Below are 25,819 nucleotides of genomic sequence, written 5' to 3' on the forward strand. Positions count from 1 at the left end.
CGCGGAAGGTGGCAAAGCAACAGGCCGAGGGTGTTCCGATGGATTGGTCGCAATCTCAGATCCCGCCGATGCGGCTCGAGGCGCGCTTTGGCGATCGCGTGGTGCCGGCCTTTTGCGACCGGCCGGCGAGCCTGTGGGCGATGGTCGCGGACGCCTGCGCGCGTCATCCGAATGGCGAGGCATTGATCGCAGGCAATGTCCGGCTGAGCTGGCGGCAGGCCGTGGAGCAGGCGACGCGGATCGCCGCGGGTTTTCGCAAGCTGGGCTTGCAGCGCGGCGATCGTGTCGCGATCCTGCTCGGCAACCGCATCGAATTTCCGCTGCTGCTGTTTGCCGCCGCGCATGAGGGGCTGGTGACGGTGCTGCTCAGCACGCGCCAGCAGAAGCCGGAGATCGCCTATGTGCTCGCCGATTGCGGCGCGAAGATTCTGATCCACGAAGCCTCGCTTGCCGAGCGGCTGCCCGACGCGCAGGATGTGCCCGATCTGATCCATCGCATCGCCATCGACGAGGATCCTGCCCGATCGCGCTTCGCCGCGCTCGCCGACAACGCCCCGGCGCCGGCGCCGGTCGAGGTGAGCGAGGAGGACACCGCGATGATCCTCTACACCTCGGGCACCACGGGCAAGCCGAAGGGCGCGATGCTGGCCCATTGCAACATCGTGCATTCCTCGATGGTGTTCGTGTCCTGCCTGCAATTGACGCAAGCCGATCGCTCGATCGCGGCGGTGCCGCTCGGCCATGTCACCGGCGTCGTCGCCAACATCACGACCATGATCCGCTGCGGCGGCGCGCTGATCATCATGCCCGAGTTCAAGGCTGCCGATTACCTCAAGCTCGCCGCGCGCGAGCGCGTCACCTACACGGTGATGGTGCCGGCGATGTATAATCTCTGCCTGCTGCAGCCCGATTTCGACGGTTACGATCTGTCGAGCTGGCGCATCGGCGGTTTTGGTGGCGCGCCGATGCCGGTCGCGACCATCGAGAAGCTCAAGGCGAAGATTCCGGGCCTGAAGCTGATGAACTGCTACGGCGCGACCGAGACGACGTCGCCTTCGACGATCATGCCGGGCGAGCTGACCGAGAGCCACATCGACAGCGTCGGCCTGCCGTGCCCCGGCGCGCGCATCGTGGCGATGGACCCAGATGGGCGCACATTGCCGCGCGGCGAGATCGGTGAGCTCTGGATCCAGAGCGCCTCCGTCATCAAGGGCTATTGGAATAACCCGAAAGCCACCGCCGAAAGCTTCACGGGCGGATTCTGGCACTCGGGCGATCTCGGCTCGGTCGACGCGGAAGGGTTCGTCCGCGTGTTCGACCGGCAAAAGGACATGATCAATCGCGGCGGCCTGAAGATCTATTCGGCCGAGGTCGAATCCGTGCTGGCCGGCCATCCCGCCGTGGTCGAGAGCGCGATCGTTGCCAGGGCCTGCCCGGTGCTGGGCGAGCGCGTCCACGCCGTGGTGGTGACGCGGGAGCCGGTCGCCGGCGAGGTCCTGCGGGCCTGGTGCGCCGAGCGGCTGTCTGACTACAAGGTTCCCGAGACCATGGCGATCACGGCGGAACCGCTGCCGCGCAATGCCAACGGCAAGGTGCTGAAGCGGCAGCTGCGGGAGCTGCTGGGAGCTTGAGCCGGGCGGCGGCATCCGGGCTCTCCCGGGTGGTTAACGCCTTGATCGGGCTCGCTTTGCCTTGCCACCGCCATAACGTTAGGGTACCTCGCCGCCACACGGGGGACGGGATTCCTGACGCGGACGCTTCGGCGCGCGCACCCGGATGGGCATGGGATTAGCATAAGTGTCTGAATTATTTGACGAAGTCGACGAGGAAGTACGTCGCGAACAGCTCAAGAAGCTGTGGGATAAATATTCGATCTACTTCATCGCCCTGATGGTCCTGATCGTGGCCGCCGTCGGCGGCTGGCGCGGCTACCAATATCTCGAAGCCAAGAAGGCCGCCGAGGCCGGCGCCGCCTTCGACAAGGCCGCCGAGCTGGCCGAGCAGGACAAACACGCTGAGGCGGAGACGGCCTTCACCGAACTCGCGGCCAAGGCGCCGTCGGGCTATCGCACCCTGGCGCGGCTGCGCGCCGCGGCCGAGGTTGCCGCACGCGATCCCAAGGCTGCCGCGAAGATGTATGATGAGCTTGCTGCGGATCGCGGCGTGGGTGGTGAGTGGCAGGATCTGGCGAAGATTCGCGCTGCCGGCCTGCTCCTCGACAGCGCCAGCTATGCCGACGTGCAGCAGCGGCTCGAGCCCTCTGCCGCCCCCAAGGCGACCTTCCGCCACAGCGCCCGCGAGATGCTGGCGCTGTCGGCTTGGCGCAATAACGACATGACCGCGGCCCGTAAATGGCTCGACGCGATCGCCGAGGACGGCGAAACGCCGCCCGGTCTGCGCTCGCGCGCCGAGGCGCTCCAGGCCCTGCTGCCGCCCGTCGCCAAGAGCTGACCAAGAGCTGACTGACGGGCCCTCTGACGTAAACGAGACACAAGATGCGCCGCACGCCACGCTTGATCGCAGCCGCCGTCCTGATCGCCTTCACCGGCGTCCTGGGCGGCTGCTCCAGCTTCGATCCAAGCGACATGCTCGACTTCCTCGACACCAAGAAGAAGCTGCCGGGCGACCGCAAGCCGGTCTTTCCGGAAGGTGTGCCGGGCCTCGAGCAGGGCGTGCCGAAGGAGTTGTACAAGGGCGCGCAGCAGCAACAGCCCGATCCGAACGCACCCGCAGTGGCGGCCTTGCCTGCGGAGCCGCCGCCCGAGCCGGCCAAGCCGGCGAAGGGCGCCAAGGCGAAGCACACGAGGCAGCCGGCCGCCGCAGCCGTCGCGCCGGCCGAGGCGCCTGCCGGCGAGGTTGACGGCGAGGCCCAGCCGGAGGCGGCGCCGTCCACGGCCGCTCCGCCGCCCAAGCACAAGATCGTACGCAAGCGCACCACCGCGCCGCCGCCGGATCAACCCGTCCAGCAGGCGCAACCCACCCAGACCACGCAGCAGCAATCGCAGGGGGCGTTTCCGGCGCCGCTGCCGAGCGGCAGCTTCTCGCGCTGATCATTCATTTCATTGACACGCGCAGCCCCGGCAGCGCACGAATGACCGATGCCCTTCACGATCGCCATCATCGGCCGGCCCAATGTCGGCAAATCGACGCTGTTCAACCGCCTGGTCGGACAGAAGCTCGCGCTCGTCGATGATTTGCCGGGCGTCACCCGCGACCGCCGCGAGGGCGAGGCCAGGCTCGGCGACCTCGAGTTCACCATCATCGATACCGCCGGCCTCGACGAGGGCGCCAAGGGCTCGCTGACCGCGCGCATGCAGGAGCAGACCGAGACCGCGATCGCGCAAGCCGACGCGCTGTTCTTCGTCATCGATGCCCGCATCGGCCTCACGCCCACCGATCGCGCCTTCGCCGACTTCGCCCGCAAGGCCAACAAGCCGGTGCTGCTGATCGCCAACAAGAGCGAGGGCAAGCACGGCGATGCCGGCGCGATGGAAGCCTTCGCGCTCGGCCTTGGCGATCCCATCCAGATCTCGGCCGAGCACGGCGAGGGCATGGGCGAGCTCTACGATGCGCTCGCCAAGCTGATGCCGGAGCCCGTCGACGAAGACGAGACCGAGGACGACGAGCCGCTCTCCGAGGAAGAGGCCGCGACCCGCCCGATCCGCGTCGCCATCGTGGGCCGGCCCAATGCCGGCAAGTCGACGCTGATCAACCACCTGCTCGGCGAGGAGCGCCTGCTGACCAGCCCGGAGGCCGGCACCACGCGGGATTCGATCGCGGTCGAGATCAACTGGAAGGGCCGCGAATTTCGCGTGTTCGACACCGCCGGCCTGCGCCGGCGTTCGCGCATCGAGGAGAAGCTGGAAAAGCTCTCGGTCGCCGACGCGCTGCGCGCGGTCCGCTTTGCCGAAGTCGTCGTGCTGATGATGGACACGCAGAACCGTTTCGAGGAGCAGGATTTGCGCATCGCCGATTTGGTCGAGCGCGAGGGCCGCGCCATCGTGCTCGCCGTCAACAAATGGGATCTGATGGAGACCAAGGGCGGCGGCGCGATCTCGACTCTGCGCCGTGATGCGGATCACTGGCTGCCGCAGGTCAAGGGCGTGCCAATCGTCGCCGTCTCCGGTCTGATGGGCGAAGGCATCGACCGCCTGATGCAGGCGGTCCAGGATGCCTATGCGGTCTGGAACAGGCGCGTGCCGACCTCGGCGCTCAATCGCTGGTTCGAGCAGGCGGTCCAGGCCAACCCGCCGCCGGCGGTGTCCGGCCGCAGGCTGAAGCTGAACTACATCACGCAGAACAAGGCGCGCCCGCCGAGCTTCGTGCTGTTCTGCTCGCGCGCCGACGCGGTGCCGCAGTCCTATTTGCGCTACCTCACCAATTCCATGCGCGAGACCTTCGATCTGCCGGGCACGCCGGTGCGCATCACCCTGCGCGAGAAGGCCAATCCCTTCGCGCACAAGCGCAAGCGCCCGTCGTGAGCCACAGTGCCGGCGAGGCGACGGCGCAGGGCGCTGTGCCGGCGAGGCGCGGGGCGGTCGCCTTCATCTTCGTCACCATCCTGCTCGACATGCTCGCGCTCGGCGTCATCATGCCGATCCTGCCGAAGCTGATCGAGAGCTTCGTCGACAACGACACCGCGCATGCGGCCCGCATCTTCGGCCTGTTCGGCACCGCCTGGGCGCTGATGCAATTCGTGTTCTCGCCGCTGTTAGGGGCGCTGTCGGATCGGTTCGGGCGACGGCCGGTGGTGCTGCTGTCGAATTTTGGCCTTGCCGCCGACTATGTGCTGATGGCGCTGGCGCCGTCGCTGGCCTGGCTGTTCGTCGGCCGCGTGATCTCCGGCATTACCTCGGCCAGCATCTCGACGGCCTTTGCCTATATCGCGGACATCACCCCGCCGGAGCGGCGTGCGGCGGTCTTTGGCCGGATCGGCGCAGCCTTCGGTGCCGGCTTCGTGCTCGGTCCGGCGCTGGGCGGCCTGCTCGGCGATATCGATCCGCGCCTGCCGTTCTGGGCCTCGGCGGGATTGAGCCTCGCCAACGCGCTCTATGGGCTGTTCGTCCTGCCGGAATCGCTGGCGGCCGACAAGCGCGCGCCGTTTCGCTGGCGAACGGCCAGTCCTCTCGGGGCGCTGCGCCTGCTGCGCTCCAATGCAACGCTTGCCGCGTTGTCGGTCGTCAATTTCATCGCGCAGGTCGCGCATGTCGTGCTGCCCTCGACCTTCGTGCTTTATGCGACCTATCGCTATGGCTGGGATTCCAAGACCGTGGGATTGACGCTGGCGATGGTCGGCATCTGCGCCATGGTGGTGCAGGGGCTCGCGATCGGCCCGATCGTGCGCATGCTCGGCGAACCCAGGGCCCTGTTGCTCGGGCTGTGCTGCGGCGCGGTCGGCTTCGTGGTCCTCGGCGCTGCACCGACGGGGCCGCTGTCCTGGATCGGAATTCCCATTCTGGCGCTGTGGGGCATCTCGGGCGCCGCGTCGCAAGCGTTGATGACGCGGCTCGTCGCGCCCGATCAGCAGGGCCAGCTGCAGGGCGCGACCGCGAGCGTGCAGAGCGTGTCGCAGCTGGTCGGCCCGTTCCTGTTCACGCTGACGTTCTCGTATTTCATCGGCAGCAGCGCGCCGTTGCATTTGCCCGGCGCGCCGTTCCTGCTGGCGGCGGCCTTGATCGTGCTGTCGCTCATGATCGCGGCTCGTGCGACGGCGATGGCCGCACCCATCCGCTGACGCGCGGTTGCGACTGTCGCCGATCTGCAACAGCGTGTGCGTTTCTTAGGAATTCTGTCCGATTGACCCGCGCAGAAGCTTCCGAACGTGGGTTTGGCGTGCAAAAAATGGATCTGTTGATTCGTTCTTTTCCGCATTGAAGGTCGGGCAATCTATTGTGCCCGAGGCAAAGCAGATTGCGATGGCGCGTGTGCCGGTCTGGACAGGGTATTTTCCCCGGTTGCGCTTGCCATCTTTGGGAGCTGTTGCTGCGATCGCTGGTTGCGTAACGCTCGCGCTGACGGATGGGGCGCTTGCGGCTTGTTCACCGGCGGCCGACAATAGTCCCAATCCCCCACCGGGTACGATCGTCGCATGCTCGGGGTCTACGACCGACCAAAATGGGACCAACGGCTACGGCACCGGCAATCAAGCCGGCATCGTCATCGATGTCGGCAGCGGCGCCTCGGTGACGGGAAGCGCTGGCAGCGGAATCAGGGTCGGGAGCGCGACGGTCAGTAACTCCGGAACCGTCACCGGGGCGACGAGCGGCGTTTTCGCACAGAACGACCTCACCGTCACAAATGGCCCCAGCGCCAGTATCACCGGGACTGCGTCATTCGGCGTTGGCTCGAACAATGGCAGCGTGATTGTCATCAACGCCGGCACCATCACGGCCAACGCGAACATTGGCGTATTCGCCTTTGTCAACGCCACGGTTACCAACAATGCGGGCGGTACAATCACAGGCGATCTGGGCATCAATTCCGGATATTCCGCTGCCGCCAATGTCACGAATTTCGGCAATATCGTCGGCACCTCATATGGCGTTCTTGCTTACGGTACAGCGACCGTCTCCAACATGGCAGGCGGCCTGATTTCCGGCGGCATAACCGGCGTTGCGGCCAATCAGGTACTGAACCTCACCAATGCCGGCACGATTACAGGTAGCACCAGCTACGGGCTCGATGCGACCGGCGACGTCGACGTTACCAACGCTGCCGCCGGGACCATTACCGGTGCCACGGACGGCGTCCACACCTCCAGTGGATCGATTACGATCAGGAATTTCGGAACCATCACAAGTAGCGCCGGATCGGCCGCCTCCGCGCACGCCAATCTGACGATAGCGAATGGCGCCGGTGGAAGCCTGAGCGGTGGCTTGGTCGCCAATGCGGGCTCTGCAAGCGTCACAAACCTCGGGACCATTGCCGGCCTGAACAACACCGCGATTCTTGCCTTCACCGACGTCAACGTGACCAATGGCGTCGGCGGGCAGATCACGAGCCTGATCAATAACGCGATCTATGCCAATCATGGGGTCGCCACCATCGCCAACTCCGGGACGATCAGCGCAGGCGGTTCTGGCTATGCCATTCGCGCTGAGACGAGCGCGGTTGTAACCAATTACATCGGTGCGCAGATCAGTGGCGGCGACACCGGCGTCCGCGCCAGCGCTGGATCTGTCTCGGTGATCAATTACGGCGCGATCTCGGGCCTCGCGGGCAACGGCATCTATGCAGGGACGGGCGGGTCGTCCGTCTTCAACGCGGGCACCATAAGCGGCGGGACGGCCGCCATACAATTTGCCGGCAGCGGCAACGTTCTCACGCTCGCGCCTGGATCGATCATCACCGGCAATGTGCTTGGCGGAGGCAGCGATACGTTCCAGCTCGGCGGCAGCGGTGCCGCGACCTTCGATGTCAGCGCGTTGGGTGCGGCTGCCCAGTACCAGGGATTCAGCAGCTTCAACAAGGTGAACGATTCAATCTGGACGCTGACCGGCACGGGCTCCTTTGCCGGTGACATTCATGTCGATGGCGGCGCGCTCATCGTGAACGGCAATATCGCGTCGGCAAACAATCTCGTGGTCAACGCCGGCGGGATTCTCGGTGGCATCGGCACCGTCGGTAACACCGTCGTAAGCGGCGGTATCCTCTCCCCGGGCAATTCGATCGGGACGATTGCGGTTCAGGGTAGCCTCGTGTTCACGGCGGCTTCGGCCTATCTGGTTCAGGTGTCGTCGTCCGCCTCCGACCTCACCAATGTGACGGGGGCGGCGACACTGGCCGGCACGGTCCGGGTTGCTCTCGCCGACGGTACCGTCCGATTCAATTCGCCCTACACCATCCTCAGTGCTGCGACGCTGAACGGCTCCCGGTTTGATTCCGTGGCGACGCCAACCGGAATTTCCGGCTCGCTGACATATTCGGGCAATACGGTACAACTCGTTCTAGGCTCGGGTCTTGCGCAAATCACCGGCCTCAATAAGAACCAGCGCGCGGTTGCCACCGTGCTGGATCATGCGTTCAATTCCTTCGGCAGCGTGCCCGCGGCATATGGCGGCATCTTCAGCGGGAACGTTCCGGCAAACCTGACCCAGGCGTCAGGCGAGGTAGCTACGGGTTCACAGCAGGCGACGTTCGACGTCATGAGCCTGTTCGTCAATTTGCTGACCGATCCGTTGGCTGCAGGACGGGACAGGATTGCGTCGACAGCGACTTCATTTCAGGACGAGGGGACGGTCGATAGCTATGCAAGCGGCGGTCGCCGCCGCTCCGGCTCCGAACGTGACGCCTACACCATGATCACCAAGGCAACGGCGGCTGCCGGTTTCGACCAGCGTTGGCAGGTGTGGGGCGCGGGCTTTGGCGGTTCGCAGACCACCGATGGCAATGCGGCACAGGGATCGAACGCGGCGACAAGCCGCATCGGCGGCGCGGCCGTCGGCGCCGCATACCGGATCTCGCCATTCACACAAATCGGTTTCGCGCTCGCAGGCGGTGGCACCAACTTCGTTGTCGCCAATGGTCTTGGTTCAGGCCGATCCGATCTGTTCCAGGCCGGTGCCAATGTGCTCCATACGGCCGGTGCTGCCTATGTCTCGGCCGCTTTGGCCTATGGCTGGCAGGATGTCACGACCAACCGGACGGTTGCGATTGCCGGCGCTGACCAATTGCGCGCGCAGTTCAACGCCAATGCGTGGGCCGGGCGTCTCGAAGGCGGCTATCGCTTCGTCAACCCCTGGGGCGGGGTGGGAGTCACACCCTATGCCGCCGCGCAATTTACAAGCTTCGAACTGCCGAATTACGCCGAGCAAGCCGTTGGCGGCACCAACACCTTTGCGCTGGCTTATGCCGCCAAGAACGTAACGTCGCCGCGCTCGGAGCTCGGCTTTCGTACCGACAGGTCGTTCGCATGGTCGAGCTCGATCCTGACCCTACGCAGCCGCTTCGGCTGGGCACACGACTACAACACCGATCGCAGCATTGCCGCGACCTTCCAGACGTTGCCAGGCGCATCCTTTGTTGTGGGTGGGGCAGCGCCAGCGCGGGATGCTGCGCTTACTTCCGCGACAGCCGAAATGAGATGGCTGAACGGGTTCTCGCTCGCGGCAACCTTCGAGGGCGAGTTCTCAAGCGTCACCTCGAGCTTCGCCGGAAAAGGCCTAGCGCGCTACACTTGGTGACAATGCGGGGATGCTGGTCCCGATGTATTTCCATTGCAGAGTGAACGCGGGCAAGACGCATGCGGCGCCTTGCCCGCCTTCTGCTTGATTTACTTCTTCACCAGCGGGCAATCGCTGTCCTTGAGCGGCTTGGCCGCGTCTTCCGCCGAGATCGTGGCGATCTGCTTGTAATAGTCCCACGGGCCCTTCGATTCCTCGGGCTTCTTCACCTCGAACAGATAGGCGGGGATGATACGGCGGCCGTCCTCGCGCAGCGGGCCCTTGCCGAACAGCGGGTCGTCGGTCGGCAGCTCCTTCATCTTGGCGACGACCTTGGCGCCGTCATGCGGATTGCCGCCGAGCGCTTCCATGGCCTTGAGATAGTGCAGGACCATCGCGTAATTGCCGGCCTGGGTCATCGAGGGCATCGCGTTCTTGCTGGCGGCAGCGGCGAACCGCTTGGACCATTCGCGGGTCTTGTCGTTCAGGTCCCAATAGAAGGATTCCGTGAACGTCAGGCCTTGCGCGGTCTTCAAACCGAGCGAGTGCACGTCGTTGATGAAGAGCAGGAGCGCGGCGAGCTTCTGGCCGCCTTGAACGATGCCGAACTCGGCGGCCTGCTTGATCGCGTTGGTGGTATCGCCGCCGGCATTGGCGAGCCCAATCACCTTGGCCTTGGAGGATTGCGCCTGCAGTAGGAAGGACGAAAAGTCCGCCGTGTTCAGTGGATGCTTGACGCCACCGAGCACCTTGCCCCCATTGGCCGTGACAACGGCGCTGGTGTCACGCTCGAGCGCATGACCAAAGGCATAATCGGCGGTCAGGAAGAACCAGCTGTCGCCGCCCGCTTTCGTGAGCGCCTTGCCGGTGCCGTTGGCGAGCATGTAGGTGTCGTAGGTGAACGAGATCGTGTTCGGGGTGCAAGCCTTGCCCGTCAGGTCGGCCGAGGCCGCTCCCGAATTGAGCAGCACGGCGTTCTTCTCCTTGACGACGTTGCTGACCGCGAGCGCCACACCGGAATTCGGCGTGTCGGCGATGGCGTCAACCTTCTCGGTGTCGATCCACTGCCGGGTGATGTTGACCCCGACGTCGGGCTTGTTCTGATGGTCGCCGCTGATGACGTCGATCTTCCAGCCCTTCTTGAGCAGGCCGGAATCCTCGACCGCCATCTTGATCGCGACCACCGAGTTCGGGCCGCCAATGTCGGCATAGAGGCTCGACATGTCGTTGAGCACGCCGATCTTGACGGTCTTGTCCTGCGCGAAAGCGGATGTTGCAAAACCGAAGGCGGCACAGGCGAGAAGGGCCGCGGAGCGGCGCGCGAACGTCGTCGTCATAAAAGGTTTCCTCCATTGTCAAATATGCGGACGGCTCTCTTTGCGGAGTCTTGGTCCTTCCGATGGCTCTAGCCTGTCCGAGGCCCGGCGGCAATGCGCCTAAAGCCGGATGACACGGCGCCGTAGCGTCATCCGTCGGTTAACTTTTGGACAAAATGCGTTGAGACGCTATTTCAGCGCATCCGATGTCAGCTTGAATTTCTGGATGCGCTTTCCGGTGTCGACCTCGGCGGTATAGACGTTACCCCTCCCGTCGATTGCCATGGCGTGCACCCAGTGGAGTTGACCGGCATTGCGGCCGCTGTGCCCGAAGCTGCCGACCACGCTGCCGTCCTCGCGCTTGATGATCCTGATTTCGTTGTTCTCGCCGTCGGCGTTGAGCAGATAGGTCTGCTTTGGATCGGGCCAGAGCGCGATGTCCCACACCGCGCCGTTGCCTAGCGTGTTCTTCTCGAAGAAGAACTCCTTCACGAAGCTGCCGTCCTTCCTGAACGCCTGGATGCGGTTGTTGATGCGGTCGCAGACATCGGCGAGGCCGTCATTGGCGAGCTTCACGCAATGGACCGGGTTGCCGAATTGCGACCTCCCATTTCTTGGCTCGCGGCTTGCTGCCGCTTGAGCAGCGGCAGTCAATCGCGGGGAGGTTAGCGAGTCAATCAGGCGGGCGAACGGAAGCTCATCAGCTTGCGGGTCTTGTAGTCGTAGAATTTGCCGGTCTCGGTCCAGTCGGGCGTGCATAGCGGCACGATGAATTCGGCGACCTGCTCGGGCGTGTCGAGCGTTGCCGGATCCTCGCCCGGCATCAGCGTGGCGCGCATGCGGGTGCGGACCGGGCCGGGGTTGAACAGATTGACGCGCAGCTTGGTGTTCGCGGTCTCCTGCGCCCAGGCGCGCGCCAATGTTTCCAGCGCGGCCTTGGATGCCGCGTAGGGGCTGACATAGGCGGTCGCCTTGGTGGCGGCGCCCGAGGTGATGAACACGGCGCGGCCGTGGTCGGACTGCTTCAGCAGCGGCTCCATGCAGCGGATCAGCTGGAAGTTCGCGGAGACGTTGACGGCCATCACGTCGTTGAATGTCTTGAGTTCGATATGGCCGATCGGCGAGGAGGGGCCGAGCACGCCGGCATTGCCGACGAGGATGTCGAGCTTGCCATAGCGTTCGTGCAGGCCGGCGCCGAGGCGTGCGATGCCGTCGGAATCGGTGAGGTTGAGCGGCACCAGGGTGGCGCTGCCGCCGAGTTTGCGGATCTCGTCGTCGAGCTCTTCCAGCCCGCCTTGCGTGCGCGCGGCGGCAACGATATGCGCGCCAGCCTTCGCCAGAGCGAGGGCCGTGGCATAGCCGATGCCGCGCGAGGCGCCGGTGACGAGAGCGATGCGATCGGTGAGGGGTTTTGTCATCGTCGAATACTTCCGTCATGCCTGGGCTTGTCCCGGGCATCCACGTTCTTTGTGGCGGGTATTACAGACGTGGATGGCCGGGACAAGCCCGGCCATGACGAAAAGGACCTCTGATGAGCCCCCGGGGGGCGCTCCGCCGTCAGCTCGCCTCCGCCAGCAGCGACAGCTGCCGCGGCTGCTGCTCGGTCTGGGTCTGGTCGGTGAGGTGGGTCGGATAGGCGCCGGTAAAGCAATGATCCGAGAATTTCGGATTGGCGGGGTCGCGGCCGGGCTCACCCATGGCGCGGTACATGCCGTCGATCGACAGGAAGGCGAGCGAGTCGGCGCCGATGATCTCGCGCATCTCCTCCAGCGAATGCGTCGCCGCCAGAAGGCCGCCGCGGTCGGGCAGGTCGATGCCGTAATAATCGGGATACAGGATCGGGGGCGAAGCGAGGCGGAAGTGCACTTCCTTGGCGCCGGCATCGCGCATCATGCGCACGATCTTCTTCGAGGTGGTGCCGCGCACCAGCGAGTCGTCGATCAGGATGATGCGCTTGCCCTCGATCGCGGCGCGGTTGGCGGAGTGCTTCATGCGCACGCCGGATTCGCGGATCGCCTGCGTCGGCTGGATGAAGGTGCGGCCGACATAATGGTTGCGGATGATGCCGAGCTCGAACGGTACGCCGGAATGCTGGCTGTAGCCGACCGCGGCGGGCACGCCGGAATCCGGCACCGGCACGACGACGTCGATCGGCACGTGGCTCTCGCGCGCAAGCTGTGCGCCGAAGGCCTTGCGGACCTCGTAGACCGAGCGGCCGTGGACGATCGAATCCGGACGGGAGAAGTAGATGTACTCGAAGATGCAGGGGCGGGGCGCCATCGGCGGGAACGGCTTGTGGATGTCCTGGCCGTTCTCGTCGAACACGATGACCTCACCTGGCTCGATGTCGCGGATGAAGCGCGCGCCGATGATGTCGAGTGCGCAGGTCTCCGAAGTCAGGATCGGGCAGCCTTCGAGCTCGCCGAGCACCAGCGGGCGGATGCCGCGCGGATCGCGCGCGCCGACCAGCTTCTTGTTGGTCAGCGAGACCAGCGCATAGGCGCCCTCGATCTCGCGCAGCGCGTCGATATAGCGCTCGATGAAGCGGCTGCGTCTGGAGCGCGCGACCAGGTGCAGGATCACCTCGGTGTCGGTGGTCGACTGCATCATCGCGCCGCTCTTCACGAGCTCGCGACGCAGCGTCAGGCCGTTGGTGAGGTTGCCATTGTGGGCCACCGCGAGGCCGCCGGCATTGAGCTCGGCGAACAGCGGCTGCACGTTGCGCAGGATGGTGGCGCCGGTGGTGGAATAGCGGACATGGCCGACGGCCATATTGCCGGGCAGGCGGTCGATCACCTCGCGGCGGGAGAAAGTATCGCCGACGAGGCCGAGCCGGCGTTCACTGTGAAAACGGCCGCCGTCGTAGGAGACGATGCCGGCGGCTTCCTGGCCGCGGTGCTGAAGGGCATGCAGGCCGAGCGCGGTGATGGCGGCGGCGTCGGGGTGACCGTAGATGCCGAATACGCCGCATTCCTCGCGCAGCGTATCGCCCTCCAGGTCGTCCTGAACCTCTAGCGCGGCCGGGCCCGGACCGGCGTTTGGATCGAGATCAAGTTGGGCGTCCTGGTCAGGGTGTCGCATCTCGTCCGCGCCTCTCATTTAGGGGCAATCAACGCGCCGCAGGTTTCTCGATCAGTTTCTTCAAACTGTCGCGAGCAGGTTTACTGTATCCGTCGCCACCGCCCGAAGGCTGCTGCTCGGAATCAGCTTGATCATCATCTGGTTTGTTTTTCTTGAATCTCTTCAAGATGGTGTTCTCGGGGTCGTCAGGCAAGAGGGCCATCAGCCAATCCCCGGTTCCCTGGAGCACCACGCGGGACTTGGCCCCCGTGACCCAGTCCGGGCGCTGCTTGTCCGGCACCAGCCAGGTGAAGAACAGGAAGGCGACCACGACGATCAAAAGCCCGCGAGCCAGGCCAAACAGGAAGCCGAGGGTGCGGTCCAGCGCGCCGATGCGCGAATCCAGGATCATGTCGGAGATTCGGACCGTGATCACGGAGACCACGACCAGGGTGCCGACGAACACGCCCGCGACGACGACCACGCTCGCGACGGTGTCGTTGTTGAAATAGGTCTTGGCGGTCGGCAGCAGCTTGGAGAAGGAGTAGAGCGTCACGATCGCGGCCGCGCCCCACGCTGCGATCGAGAGGATTTCGCGCATGAAGCCGCGGACCATGGCGAGCAGGCCCGAGATCAGCATCACACCGAGCAGGATCAGGTCGAGGAGTGTTACTGGCATCGGCTGGTCTGGTCCGCTCGTACTTCAAAGGTGCTCAGCGAATCGGTGCTTGGCCGCTGCCTTAAAAGAGGGGCAGACGGCGTTCCCGGCAAGGCCGCAACCACGCAATCCCATGCTGCTTTTGTGACGGCTGTATAGCGGCGGGGGCCTCCGGCGTCACCTCCACCTAACCCTCTCCGCGGCGGAATCTTGCTGGTGTGGCATTTTTCTCTGCCGGCGCGTTCGATTCGCCCCGGCGGGAGCCGCGGGCGGCGATCTCGGCCACCAAGGTCGTCAGGCTATTGACCGCATTCAGCGACAATCCGGCATCGCCGCCGCTCTCGCCGCGTGCCGATTCGGGCAGTACGGCGCGCTGAAAGCCGAGTTTGGCGGCTTCCTTCAGCCGGGCCGGCGTCTGCGCCACCGGGCGAACCACGCCGGACAGCGAGATCTCGCCGAAATAGACCGCATCGGTCGGCAATTGCGCGTTAACCAGGGATGACACCAGCGCCGCCGCCGCGGCGAGGTCCGCTGCCGGCTCCTGGATGCGCAGGCCGCCCGCCACGTTCAGATAGACGTCGTGGCCGGACAGCTTGACCCCGCAATGGGCCTCAAGCACCGCCAGCACCATCGACAGCCGGCTCGGATCCCAGCCGACCACCGCGCGCCGCGGCGTGCCGAGCGAGGTCGGCGCCACCAGCGCCTGCAATTCGACCAAAACGGGCCGCGTGCCCTCGATACCCGCGAAGACTGCGGTGCCGGGCGTGCCGAGATCGCGCTCGGACAGGAACAGCTCCGAGGGGTTGGTGACCTCGCGCAGGCCCAGCCCCGTCATCTCGAACACGCCGATCTCGTCGGTCGGGCCGAAACGGTTCTTCACGGCGCGCAGGATGCGGAATTGCTGCGAACCTTCGCCCTCGAACGACATCACGGCGTCGACCATGTGCTCGACCACGCGGGGACCGGCGATCTGGCCGTCCTTGGTGACATGGCCGACCAGGATGATGGCCGCGCCGCTTTTCTTGGCAAAACGGATCAGCGCCTGCGCCGAGGCGCGCACCTGCGTCACCGTGCCGGGCGCCGATTCCACCGTGTCGGTCCACATGGTCTGGATCGAGTCGATCACGATCAGCCGGGGCACCGCGCCCTCCGACAGGGTCGAGACGATGTCCTCGACAGACGTCTCGGCCGCGAGCTGCACCGGCGCATCCGACAGCCCGAGCCGCTCGGCGCGCAGGCGCACCTGCGCGACCGCCTCTTCGCCGGAGATGTAGACGACGCGGTGGCCGGCGCGCGCCAGCAGGCTGGTCGCCTGCGTCAGCAGCGTCGATTTGCCGATGCCGGGATCGCCGCCGACCAGCAGCACCGAGCCGCGGACGAAGCCGCCGCCGGTGACGCGGTCGAGCTCGGTCATGCCTGAGGACAGGCGCGGCGCGTCCGGGCTCTTGCCGGCGAGGCTCTCCAGCGCGAACGTCCGCCCTTTGCGCCTGGAGCGAATCGAGACGGGCACGCTGCCGCTGGTGTCCTCCTCGGCGAGCGTATTCCACTCGCCGCAGGACTCGCACTTGCCCTGCCAGCGGTTATAGGCCGCGCCGCAGTTCTGGCAGACGAAGGAAAGCGTGTTCTTGGCCATGGGGACGGATGAGTCGAGGTTTCAGCTTGCTGATAGCACGGAATGGCGGGGTGATCGCCGGCGCTTCGATTATCTCAATCCGGAACGGCAGATAAACCTTTCATTAGCTCTGTGCCGCTGTGGCCCGGTGGATTTTGCGAAATGTTAGCGGACGTGGGTCCAACCTCGGAACCATCAGGGGCGGGCGAAGCGAAATGACGGGATTCCTGCGAATATTGCTCGCTGCGGGCATGGCCTGCGGCGCTTTCGCGTCTGCCGGCCGTAGCCTTGCCAAGCCCCTTGCCAAGCCCCTCGACATCGTCTTCGTCAATCCCGGCAAGACCGGCGAGGTCTTCTGGGACATGGTCGCGCAGAGCATGCAGGCCGCCGGCCGCAAGCTCGACGCGCATGTCGAGGTGCTGACCAGCGAACGCAACTACCGCACCATGCAGGAGCTCGGCCTCGGCGTGGTGGCACGTCGCGACAAGCCCGATTTCCTCATCCTGTCGAACGAGGAATCCGCCGCCGTTCCGATCCTGGAGGCGGCCGAGGCTGCGGGCGTCAAGACGCTGCTGCTCTCGAACACGCTGATCGGCGAGGATGCGGCGCGTCTTGGACCGCCGCGGCAAAAGCTCAAGACCTGGCTCGGCGACATCACCACCGACCTTCAGACCGCGGGCGCACGGATGGCCAATGCCCTGATCGCGGCGGCGCGTACCGAGAAATGGCAGAGCGCGGACGGCAAGATCCATCTTCTCGGCATCGGCGGCGACGAGATCACGCCCGCCTCGATCGCGCGCAATGCCGGTCTCAAGCTCGCGGTGGATGCCGCGCCTGACGTCGTGGTGGACCGGTTGCTGTTCGCCAATTGGACGCAGTCGGAGGCCGAGCAGGTCACGACGAATTATCTGGGCTGGGCCTCGCGCAAGGAGATCCGGCCCGCCGGCATCTGGGCCGGAAACGATCCGATGGCGCTCGGCGCGCTGCGCGCCGTGGTCGCCGCCGGCCTCGTGCCCGGCCGCGACATCCAGCTGGTCGGCCTCAACTGGTCGGAGGATGCGCTACGCGAGATCAGGGCAGGCCGCCTGCTGCTGACCGACGGCGGGCATTTCCTGCTCGGCGGCTGGTCGATCGTCCTGCTGCGCGACTATGCCGACGGCTGCGATTTCGCGGCAGTTTCACCCCGCGTCGAGGTCAAGACCTCAGCAATCACGCGCGACAATCTCGCCTCGGTCGGCGATCTCATCAAGACGCGCGCGTTCGACCGGATCGACTTCGCGAAGTTCCGGGCGAAGGCCGGACGCTGCGGTCACTATGACTTTTCCCTCGACGCGCTCATTTCGTCCCTGCCGCTTCCCGAAGGCGCCGCAGACTGATGCGCAAGGACGAGGCGATGACCGATCCCGGACGCAACGACGAGGCCGCGCCGCCGCGCTTGCGCTCCGTCGTCCGCGCCATGATCTGGGCCACCGTCCCCGTTCTGCTGCTGGTGCAATTGCTCGCCTCGGCCGGCGTCGAGGCTTCGAGCTTCTGGTCGCAGATCAGGCAGCTCGACGCCCGCATGGCCCGCGTCGCCGAGAGCCGGGCCGAGTTGATCGCCGAGCCGCTCTGGAAGATGCGCTACGACCAGGTCACGGGCGTGCTCAACGAGATCATGCACGACGAGACCATCGCGGCGGCGACCGTCTATGACGATACGGGCGCGGCGATTGCCCGCGTGGTGGCGCACCCCGAAGGCCAGGCGGTCGCGGAGGTCTCGCGTCCGATCCACTACAGCAACGGCAACATGGCCGTTCAGGCCGGTCGCATCGCGATCGCCTATTCCCATGCGGCGCTTTCCGCCGACGCGGGCAGCCGGCTGGTGCTGCTGCTGGTCGTCGGCCTGCTCGCAACCTTCGCGACCCTGATCGCGATGCGGATTTCCGCCAACATCTTCATCGGCAGGCCGCTGGCGGCCATGATGTCGGCGATCCAGCGCAGCAAGCAGGATGGCCGGGCCTATCCGGCGGACGTCACATCCTCGAACGAATTCGGCCAGCTCGCGCGCGCCTTCAACGCCATGCAGCATACGACGTCAGGCGCGCTCGACCGGCTCGGACACATGGCCGCGCACGATCCGCTCACGGGGCTCCCCAACCGGCGCTCCCTGACCGAGCGTCTGGCCGTCGCGAGCCGCGATGGAGGCAGGCCGGACGCGCTGGTCGCGTTCTGCTTCATCGATCTCGACGACTTCAAGGGCATCAACGACACTTTCGGCCACGAGGCCGGCGACAAGTTCCTGGTTCAGATTTCCCAGCGTCTTCGTCGCGCGGTCGAAGCGGAAGATTGGGTCGCCCGGCTCGGCGGCGACGAATTCGTCGTCATTCGTCCCGAGGTGAGCAACGAAGCCTCGGCGCACGCATTCGCACAGCAGGTGCTGGACGCCATTTCCGATCCGATCCGGCTCCACGACAAGCAGGTGGTACCGCGCGCCAGCATCGGCCTTGCCGTGCGCCGCGCTGACGATCCGGAGCTGTCGCATCTGCCGACGCTGGCCGATATCGCGCTCTATCATGCCAAGAGCAAGGCGCCGGGCACGGTCGCGGTGCTGGATGAAGCGCTTCAGCGCGACTATCGCCGCCGCAGGGATCTCGAGCTCGCCATTCCCGCGGGCTTTGCCGAGGGACAGTTCGAGGTCTGGTACCAGAGTCAGGTCGACCTCGAAAGCCACGACGTGGTCGGCCTGGAAGCGTTGATCCGCTGGCGTCATCCCGAACACGGCGTGATCGGGCCGGCCGAATTCCTGCCGCTGATCGAGCGCAGCGGCAATAATGCACGACTGACCCGCTACGTGCTGACCGACGCCTGCTGGGCGCTGCAACGGCTTGCCGCCGCCGGCAGGCCGCAGATCCGGATCGCGATCAATCTGCCGCCGTCCGAGCTCGCCGACCATTCGCTCGCCGCCGAGCTGCGCGCGACCTGCGCGCGCTTCGATGTCGCGGCATCGCTGCTGGAGCTCGAGATCACCGAGGGCTCGCTGATCAACAATATCGCCAGCGCCGCCGAGACGCTGCATCGCCTGCGCCGCCTCGGTGCCACGATCGCGCTCGACGATTTCGGCACCGGCTACAGCTCGCTCGCTCATCTCAGGCGCTTCCCGCTCGACAAGGTCAAGATCGACAAGGCGTTCATCAGCGAGATTCCCGATAGCGCCGAAGACAAGGCGATCGTCGGCGTGATCGCATCGCTCGCCGGCACGCTGGGGCTCACTCTGGTCGCGGAGGGCATCGAGCGCGCCGAACAGGCCGCGGCCATGCGTGAGATGGGCGTGAGGTTCGGGCAGGGCTATTTCTATCAGCGGCCGCAGCCGCTCGACGCCGTGCTGCAATGGCTCGAGGGGCAGCCGGCGGCCAACAGCTGCGTCCTCGTCGACAGCCCCTCGATCGCGCCCGAATTCGCCTGAGCGCGATCAGGACTGCGTCGCGTTCCACAGCATCGAGAGCCCGGCTGCGATCATGATTGCGTCCATCAGCAGGCGGAACATGTCCGGCTTCAGGTGCAGCACGAAGCGCTTGGCGATGAAGGCGCCCGACATCAGCGAGGCGCCCGCGATCAGGCCCTTCATGAAGACATCGCCGGTCAGCGCGCCGAAACGTTCGAAGGTCACCGACTTCGCAAAGTAGAGACCGAGCGAGGAGGCGGCCTCGGTGGCAAGAAACGCCCCTTTGCTGAGGCCATAGAACAGGAACAGCGGCACGCTGAGCGGGCCGGTGGAGACGACGATGCCGGTGAGATAGCCGATGATCGCGCCGCCGATCGCAAGGTGCCGGAGATTGGCCTTCAAATCGTGCCGCGCCAGCCAGTGCCGGACCGGCACCATCGCGATCAGGAAGGCGCCGATGGCGAGGTCGACGGCATGCGAAGGCAGCGCCAGCAGCGTTCGCGCGCCGAGCACCGCGGCCGGAATGCCCGTGACCGAATAGGCCGCGCAAGCCCGCCAGTCGACCTCACGCCACCAGGCCAGGATGCGCGAGAAATTCGCCATCACGGAAGCCACCGCCATGATCGGCACGGCCTCCTTCGGCCCATAGGCATAGACCAGCACCGGCATCAGCATGATCGACGAGCCGGTGCCGACGATGCCTGATATGGTGCCGGCGATGAGGCCGACCGCGAGGACGAAGAGAAAGGCCACGAAGAACGCTCCGGGAATCGGGAGAGCTTAGCCGCTGGCAGCGGCGCGAGCGATCCGTCCCCGGCGAAGGAACCTATTTGCATGGCGCATGGGCCATGCCGGTCTCGGGACGGACTCGAGGCATTTCAGGCCGGGGCTGGGGACTTTCGGAATACCCGTAAGTCATTGAATCAACTGAGGCTGGCTACTTTGCATGGGGTTGTTTTCGTATTTCTTGTTCAGGCGTCGCGCTGCTGACAGCATGTTGGCAGCAGGGGCTGGCTACGACCATCCCCTGACAAAACGGGGAGCGGGTCATGCCGATCGAGGCAAGCTGTCATTGCGGGGAGACGGTGTTCGAGGTGACGGAGGCGCCCTCGAACGTCACGCGCTGCACGTGTTCGCTCTGCGCCAAGCGCGGCGCGTTGTGGGCCTATTACACGCCGGCGCAGTTTCGCCTGTTGTCACCGCTGGACAATGTCGCGACCTATCTCTGGGGCAGCCGCACGGTCAAACACCATTTCTGCGCGAATTGCGGCTGCGGCACCTATTCGGAGTCACCGGACTGGTCGACCGGCAAGCCCGACTTCGACAATCCCAAGGTCGCGGTGAATGCGCGGCTGTTCGACGATTTCGATCTCGAGGCGGTGCCGGTCAACGTGATCGACGGGAAGAATCTGTGGTGAGCATGCAAGGCGCATGTCCGCCGCGTGTTGGTGCTCTTGAGGCGATTTTGAAAAGCTGATTTGGTCCCGGCTCTGAAGAATAGGGAGGAAGCCATGCGTCTTTTTGCGCGAGTGATGCTCGCAATGTGTCTGGCCGTTGTAGCCGGATTCAACGCAGAGGCGCAGACCAAGCCGAAGGTGACATCGCTCGGACCTGACTTCCCAAAGGCCGTGCTGTTCGTCGGCAACAGCTTCTTCTACTACAACAACGGCATGCCCGGGCATCTCACCTTCATGGAGCGGGCTGCCGATCCCGCAAACAAGAGGGCGTACCGCAACACCATGGTGACCATCGGCGGCTCCGGCCTCGACTGGCACGACATGGACAATTTGCTGCGGCCGGCCGGCCTCGGCGCCTATTCCTTCGACGAGCAGAACAACGTCATCTTCAACAAGCCGGGCCGGCAGTACGACACCGTCGTGATGATGGATTGCAGCCAGTGCCCGATCCATCCGCAATTGAAGGATGCGTTCACGACCTTCGCGAAGAAAGACAGCGAGATCGTCCGCACCCACGGCATGCGGCCGGCGCTGTTCATGTCCTGGGCCTATGCCGACAAGCCCGAGATGACGGAGGCATTGGCCGAGGCTTATACGACCGCGGGCAATGCCAACGATGCACTGGTCATTCCCGCAGGTCTTGCCTTCGCGCGCGTGCGCAAGCTGCAGCCGGAACTCAATCTCTACGCGCCGGACAAGCGGCATCCGAGTCCGGCGGGCACGTACCTTGCGGCATGCGTGACGTTCGCGGCGGTGACGGGACGTTCGCCGGTCGACAATGCATACACGATCGTGGGGCTGGACGCCGGGACGAGGCAATTGCTGCAGAAGGCGGCGTGGGATACGGTTCAGGAATATTACGGACGGTGAACCACACTCTTTTGTAGGCTGGGTAAAGGCGCACTTGCGCCGCGCCCACCACCTGTCTCGGTAAGCGAATTATGGTGGGCACGCTCCGCTTTGCTCACCTACGGCACCGTCATCGTGGCTATTTCAAAACCACCCATGCCGGCGCGTGATCGCTCGCACCGTCCTCGCCGCGCACGTCTCTGTCGACACCAGCCTTCGCCAACCGTGAGGCAAGGGCAGGGCTGAGCAGGAGATGATCGAGCCTGAGGCCCGCATCGCGCGGCCAGCGGTTCCGCTTGTAGTCCCAGAACGTGTAGATGCGCCGCTCCGGATGCTGCTCGCGGATCGCATCGCACCAGCCCTGTGAGACCAGCGAGGCAAATGCCGCGCGGCTCTTGGGCTGGACCAGCGCATCCTTGTCCCATGAGCGCGTCGGATAGATGTCGATCTCCGTTGGCGCGACGTTGTAGTCGCCGGCAAGCACGACGGGCAGATCCTGCTTGATGAAAGTATTGGCGTGGCGCTTGAGGCGCGCGAACCAGTCCAGCTTGTAGTCGAATTTCGGACCCGGCTGCGGATTGCCGTTCGGCAGATAGATGCTGGTGACGATGATGCCGCGCACGGCGGCCTCGATGTAGCGGGCTTCGTGATCGCCAGGTCTTCCGGGCAAGCGGTCGCGGGTCAGGATCGGCGTAGCCTTGCGTGCGAGGATGGCGACCCCGTTCCAGGTCTTTTGTCCGCGCCACACCGCGCCATAGCCGGCCTTTTCGATCGCGGCCGCCGGAAATTCGCCATCACTTGCCTTCAATTCTTGAAGCGCGACGACATCGGGCTTCGCCGTGCGCAGCCACGCCAAGAGATTGGGCAGGCGGCGGTTGATGTTGTTGATGTTGAATGTCGCGATCTTCATGTAGAGCTACCGGCTCCTGCCTTCCGTACCCGGAGATACAATGTCCAAGTTGAACTTTGCCGTCATCGTCGTCGCCGTCGCGCTCTCCGGGCTCGCGTCGGCACAATCGTCCGACCCGCGCGGTGCCTGCAAGGCAGACTACGACAAATTCTGCGCCGGCATCGCGCCCGGTGGCGGCCGAGTCGTCGCCTGCCTCACCGACAAGCGCGATCAGCTCAGCGCGACCTGCAAAGAGGCGCTGGACAACAGGAAGAAGAAGTAAGCGATCCCTTCCGTGTCCCGGACTTAGTGCGAGCCGGGACCCAGAAGGGCAACACGGTCAGAATGTAGCGAGATGGGCCCCGGCTCTGCAGCGCACCGCGTGCTGGACGATGCTTCGCATCGCCAGGGGCGCACTGCGCTGCGTCCGGGGCACGTGCGCGACGTCTAGCCCGGCAGCGGCGGCGGGGCGGCGGGCTGCTCGAGTGGTGGCGGCGAGGGCGGCTGCGTGGCGTTCGACGCGGGCTCCGGCTTCGCCAGCGGCTCCTCCACATTGCCGCCCTTGTAGAGTCGCGCGTAGCGGTGGCCGAGGCTGGTCAGCACTTCATAGCCGATGGTGCCGAAATGATGTGCGAGCTCGTCGACGGTGATGCCCTCGCCGAGCAGCGTCACCATATGGCCACGCCGCGCCGCATTTGGCGGCAGATCGGTGATGTCGATCGCGATGAGGTCCATAGAGATGCGTCCCGCGACCGGACAGCGCTTGCCGGCGACGATGACTTCGGCGCCGCGGGTGCCGTCATTGGAGCTGGCGGCGCGGAAATAGCCGTCGGCATAACCGACCGCGATGATCGCGAGTTTCGTCGGCCGCCGTGCGGTCCAGGTGCCGCCATAACCGACGCTCTCGCCGCGCTCGATGGTGCGGGTCTGCACGATGCGCGCCTTGAGGTCGACCACCTGCTGCATCGGATTGTCGGCCTCCGGCGTCGGGTTGACGCCGTAGAGCGCAGCCCCCGGCCGCACCAGGTCGAACTGGAAGGGCGCGCCCAGGAAGATGCCGGAGGAATTGGCGAGCGCGGCCGGCACGCCGGAGAATTCGCTGGCGATGCTGCGGAAGGCGGCGAGCTGCCTGGCGTTCACCGGGCTGTTGAGCTGCTCGGCCGAGACCAGATGGCTCATCACCAGGGTGATGCCGTGATCGCCGGCGTTGATGCGGGGAATGATGGCCTGCGCTTCTGCAAGCGTGAGGCCAAGCCGGTTCATGCCGGTGTCGATGTGAACCGCCGCGCCGCCGGTCCAGCCGGTGCGACGGCAGAACACGTCCCATTCGGCAAGCTCGTTGAGGTCGCCGATCACCGGGCGGCAATTGATCTTGGCGTAGTGCTCGCCGGTGTTCTGGAAATAGCCGCCGAGCACGTAGATCGTGGGCTCCGGGACGGCCGCGCGCACCTTGCGCGCTTCCTCGATGGTGGCGACGAAAAAGGTCTGGCAGCCGGCCTTGTTCAGCGCACGCGCGATCTGCTCGGCACCGCAGCCATAGGCGTCGGCCTTGATCACCGCCGAGCATTCGGCCGGCACCGCCGTCTTCTCGAGCTTGCGCCAGTTGGCGATGATGGCGTCGAGATCGACGGTCAGCACGCCGCCATAAGCGGCGAGCGCGGCAGCCTGATTGGCCTCCGCGGAGAGAAGGCCGGATTGCGGGTTCATTTTCGGATCGGACGCCATTGTCATGGCGCCGTTTTACGCAAGAGGCAGATATTGTTCAAGGAACTCAGTAGTCGTTGCCACTGCGCGCGGGGAGCTGACTGTCAGGCGCGAGGTCGCCGAACCGCGTGACTGAGGCTTCGAACGCCAAATCGACGGTGCCGGTCGGGCCGTGGCGCTGCTTGCCGATGATGACCTCGGCCTTTCCATGCGCAAGACTCATGTCAAGCTGCCACTTCTCGTGTTCAGGCGTGCCTGGGCGCGGCTCCTTCATCGCGAGGTAATATTCCTCGCGGTAAACGAACAGCACGACGTCGGCGTCCTGCTCGATTGATCCGGATTCACGCAAGTCGGAGAGCTGCGGCCGCTTGTCGTCGCGCGATTCCACCTGGCGCGAGAGCTGCGACAGCGCGATCACGGGAACGTTGAGCTCCTTGGCCAGCGCCTTCAGGCTCGTCGTGATCTCAGTGATTTCCTGCACGCGATTGTCGCTTCGCTTGCCCGAGCCCGAGAGCAGCTGGATGTAGTCGATCACGAGGAGATCGAGGCCCTTCTGGCGCTTCAGCCGGCGCGCCCGCGCCATCAGCTGCGCGATCGACAGGCCGCCGGTGGCGTCGACGTAGAAGGGCAGCGACTGCAGCTCGATCGAGACCTCCCGGATCTTCTCGAAATCGGCTTCCGAGATGCCGCCGCGGCGGATTTGGGAGGAGGGGACGCCGGTGCGTTCGGCGACGATACGCGTGGCGAGCTGGTCGGCCGACATTTCGCAGGAGAAGAAGCCGATGACGCCGCCATTGGCGGCCTTCATGGTGCCGTCGGCCTGGAGCTCCGGCACATAGGCCTGGGCGACGTTGTAGGCGATGTTGGTCGCCAGCGAGGTCTTGCCCATGCCGGGACGGCCCGCGACGATGATGAGGTCGGAGTGCTGCAGGCCACCCATCTTGGTGTCGAGGTCGCGCATGCCCGTCGAGATGCCGGACAGCTTGCCGTCGCGCTGGAACGCCTTGGCCGCGAGATCGACCGCGACTGCCAGTGCCTGCGAGAATTTCTGGAAGCCGCCGTCATAGCGGCCGGATTCGGCGAGTTCGTAAAGCTTGCGCTCGGCGTCCTCGATCTGCGCCCGGGGCTGGAAGTCGACCGGAGCGTCATAGGCGACATTGACCATGTCTTCGCCGATGCCGATCAGGTCGCGCCTAAGCGACAGGTCGTAGACGGTGCGGCCGTAATCCTGAGCGTTGATGATGGTGGTCGCTTCGGCGGCGAGCCGCGCAAGATATTGCCCGATGGTCATGCCGCCGACATCGGTGTCGGCGGGCAGGAACGTCTTCAGCGTGACGGGCGTCGCGATCTTGCCCATCCGGATCAGGCTGCCGGCGGTCTCGAAGATGGTCTGGTGCAGCGGCTCGAAGAAATGCTTCGCCTCCAGGAAGTCGGAGACGCGGTAGAAGGCATCGTTGTTGACCAGGATCGCGCCCAGAAGGCTCTGTTCCGCCTCGATATTATGCGGAGCGCTCCGATAGGCGGGAGTTCCGGCGTCGGGTGCGAGTTTGAGAACGTTCGAATCAGTCAGGGCCATGGTCGGACGTGCTTAGCAATTTTCTTGGGCGGATGCGGGGCCGGGATAAAGCGCCGCCGCAGGTCAAAGCGGAAGCGAAAGCTGACCGCTATCAACCGCTCAGTTAAAATGGTGGA

20 protein-coding genes and 1 pseudogene are annotated in these 25,819 nt (G+C 65.2%); 11 read left to right on the forward strand and 10 right to left on the reverse strand.

Translation table 11 applies throughout. The annotated features are described in order from the left end of the window. Positions 1-38: 38 nt before the first annotated feature. The 6 genes from XH84_RS02520 to XH84_RS02545 all read left to right on the forward strand — a co-directional run bounded on the left by XH84_RS02520 (position 39) and on the right by XH84_RS02545 (position 9,182). Complete coding sequence (locus tag XH84_RS02520) at positions 39-1,631, forward strand: class I adenylate-forming enzyme family protein (protein ID WP_128917581.1); 1,593 nt, start codon at positions 39-41, stop codon at positions 1,629-1,631. 166 nt (positions 1,632-1,797) lie between these two features. Next, entirely contained in the window at positions 1,798-2,451 is a 654-nt protein-coding gene (locus XH84_RS02525) for a tetratricopeptide repeat protein (RefSeq protein ID WP_128917580.1), read from the forward strand. Positions 2,452-2,495: 44 nt separating this feature from the next. Then, the gene (locus XH84_RS02530; protein WP_128917579.1) at positions 2,496-3,050 is read left to right on the forward strand and encodes a hypothetical protein; all 555 of its coding nucleotides are present in this window, start codon (positions 2,496-2,498) and stop codon (positions 3,048-3,050) included. A 48-nt stretch (positions 3,051-3,098) separates the two neighbouring features. After that, positions 3,099-4,481, forward strand: a complete 1,383-nt coding sequence (der, locus tag XH84_RS02535; RefSeq protein WP_128917578.1) for a ribosome biogenesis GTPase Der — start codon at positions 3,099-3,101, stop codon at positions 4,479-4,481. Then, positions 4,478-5,734, forward strand: a complete 1,257-nt coding sequence (locus XH84_RS02540) for a TCR/Tet family MFS transporter (protein ID WP_128917577.1) — start codon at positions 4,478-4,480, stop codon at positions 5,732-5,734. The genes der and XH84_RS02540 overlap by 4 nt, the downstream gene beginning before the upstream one ends. 181 nt (positions 5,735-5,915) lie before the next feature. Continuing rightward, positions 5,916-9,182: an autotransporter outer membrane beta-barrel domain-containing protein gene (locus tag XH84_RS02545; RefSeq protein ID WP_245471587.1), complete on the forward strand. Its 3,267-nt coding sequence runs from the start codon at positions 5,916-5,918 to the stop codon at positions 9,180-9,182. 89 nt (positions 9,183-9,271) lie between these two features. On the opposite strand, the gene XH84_RS02550 is transcribed toward XH84_RS02545, so the two are convergent. The 6 genes and pseudogenes from XH84_RS02550 to radA all read right to left on the reverse strand — a co-directional run bounded on the left by XH84_RS02550 (position 9,272) and on the right by radA (position 15,828). Beyond that, positions 9,272-10,498, reverse strand: coding sequence for an ABC transporter substrate-binding protein (locus tag XH84_RS02550; protein ID WP_128917576.1), 1,227 nt, complete (start codon positions 10,496-10,498; stop codon positions 9,272-9,274). A gap of 168 nt (positions 10,499-10,666) precedes the next feature. Continuing rightward, positions 10,667-11,077, reverse strand: a pseudogene (locus tag XH84_RS02555) (NHL repeat-containing protein); the annotation flags it as partial. A 77-nt stretch (positions 11,078-11,154) separates the two neighbouring features. Then, the gene (locus XH84_RS02560) at positions 11,155-11,895 is read right to left on the reverse strand and encodes an SDR family NAD(P)-dependent oxidoreductase (RefSeq protein ID WP_128917575.1); all 741 of its coding nucleotides are present in this window, start codon (positions 11,893-11,895) and stop codon (positions 11,155-11,157) included. Positions 11,896-12,034: 139 nt separating this feature from the next. Next, positions 12,035-13,558 (reverse strand): amidophosphoribosyltransferase, encoded by a 1,524-nt coding sequence (gene purF, locus XH84_RS02565; protein WP_128917574.1) that lies wholly within the window; start codon positions 13,556-13,558, stop codon positions 12,035-12,037. A gap of 28 nt (positions 13,559-13,586) precedes the next feature. Continuing rightward, the gene (locus tag XH84_RS02570; protein ID WP_018646074.1) at positions 13,587-14,216 is read right to left on the reverse strand and encodes a CvpA family protein; all 630 of its coding nucleotides are present in this window, start codon (positions 14,214-14,216) and stop codon (positions 13,587-13,589) included. A gap of 166 nt (positions 14,217-14,382) precedes the next feature. Then, on the reverse strand, positions 14,383-15,828 hold the full coding sequence (gene radA, locus XH84_RS02575) for a DNA repair protein RadA (RefSeq protein ID WP_128917573.1): 1,446 nt from the start codon (positions 15,826-15,828) through the stop codon (positions 14,383-14,385). Positions 15,829-16,022: 194 nt separating this feature from the next. Here radA and XH84_RS02580 point away from each other — a divergent pair, with 194 nt between their 5' ends. After that, positions 16,023-17,183, forward strand: a complete 1,161-nt coding sequence (locus tag XH84_RS02580) for an ABC transporter substrate-binding protein (protein WP_128917572.1) — start codon at positions 16,023-16,025, stop codon at positions 17,181-17,183. After that, on the forward strand, positions 17,183-19,249 hold the full coding sequence (locus XH84_RS02585; RefSeq protein ID WP_128917571.1) for a putative bifunctional diguanylate cyclase/phosphodiesterase: 2,067 nt from the start codon (positions 17,183-17,185) through the stop codon (positions 19,247-19,249). The genes XH84_RS02580 and XH84_RS02585 overlap by 1 nt, the downstream gene beginning before the upstream one ends. A gap of 6 nt (positions 19,250-19,255) precedes the next feature. On the opposite strand, the gene XH84_RS02590 is transcribed toward XH84_RS02585, so the two are convergent. Further along, the gene (locus XH84_RS02590; protein ID WP_128917570.1) at positions 19,256-19,981 is read right to left on the reverse strand and encodes a sulfite exporter TauE/SafE family protein; all 726 of its coding nucleotides are present in this window, start codon (positions 19,979-19,981) and stop codon (positions 19,256-19,258) included. Between the two features lie 296 nt (positions 19,982-20,277). Here XH84_RS02590 and XH84_RS02595 point away from each other — a divergent pair, with 296 nt between their 5' ends. Both XH84_RS02595 and XH84_RS02600 read left to right on the forward strand, forming a co-directional pair. Continuing rightward, positions 20,278-20,646 (forward strand): GFA family protein, encoded by a 369-nt coding sequence (locus tag XH84_RS02595; RefSeq protein WP_128917569.1) that lies wholly within the window; start codon positions 20,278-20,280, stop codon positions 20,644-20,646. Between the two features lie 93 nt (positions 20,647-20,739). Then, positions 20,740-21,555: an SGNH/GDSL hydrolase family protein gene (locus tag XH84_RS02600; RefSeq protein WP_128917568.1), complete on the forward strand. Its 816-nt coding sequence runs from the start codon at positions 20,740-20,742 to the stop codon at positions 21,553-21,555. A 118-nt stretch (positions 21,556-21,673) separates the two neighbouring features. Here XH84_RS02600 and XH84_RS02605 read toward each other — a convergent pair whose 3' ends face one another. Continuing rightward, on the reverse strand, positions 21,674-22,444 hold the full coding sequence (locus XH84_RS02605) for an exodeoxyribonuclease III (RefSeq protein WP_128917567.1): 771 nt from the start codon (positions 22,442-22,444) through the stop codon (positions 21,674-21,676). A 40-nt stretch (positions 22,445-22,484) separates the two neighbouring features. Between XH84_RS02605 and XH84_RS02610 the strand changes: the two genes are divergently transcribed. Next, a complete protein-coding gene (locus XH84_RS02610) occupies positions 22,485-22,706 on the forward strand; it encodes a cysteine rich repeat-containing protein (protein ID WP_128917566.1) in 222 nt (73 codons plus the stop codon). Positions 22,707-22,870: 164 nt separating this feature from the next. Here XH84_RS02610 and alr read toward each other — a convergent pair whose 3' ends face one another. Together alr and XH84_RS02620 are read right to left on the reverse strand one after the other, a co-directional pair. Beyond that, positions 22,871-24,148 (reverse strand): alanine racemase, encoded by a 1,278-nt coding sequence (gene alr / locus XH84_RS02615; RefSeq protein WP_164936019.1) that lies wholly within the window; start codon positions 24,146-24,148, stop codon positions 22,871-22,873. Positions 24,149-24,194: 46 nt separating this feature from the next. Continuing rightward, complete coding sequence (locus XH84_RS02620; protein ID WP_128917564.1) at positions 24,195-25,703, reverse strand: replicative DNA helicase; 1,509 nt, start codon at positions 25,701-25,703, stop codon at positions 24,195-24,197. Between the last annotated feature and the right edge of the window lie 116 nt (positions 25,704-25,819).

The organism is Bradyrhizobium nanningense, from assembly GCF_004114535.1.
Lineage (GTDB): Bacteria > Pseudomonadota > Alphaproteobacteria > Rhizobiales > Xanthobacteraceae > Bradyrhizobium > Bradyrhizobium nanningense.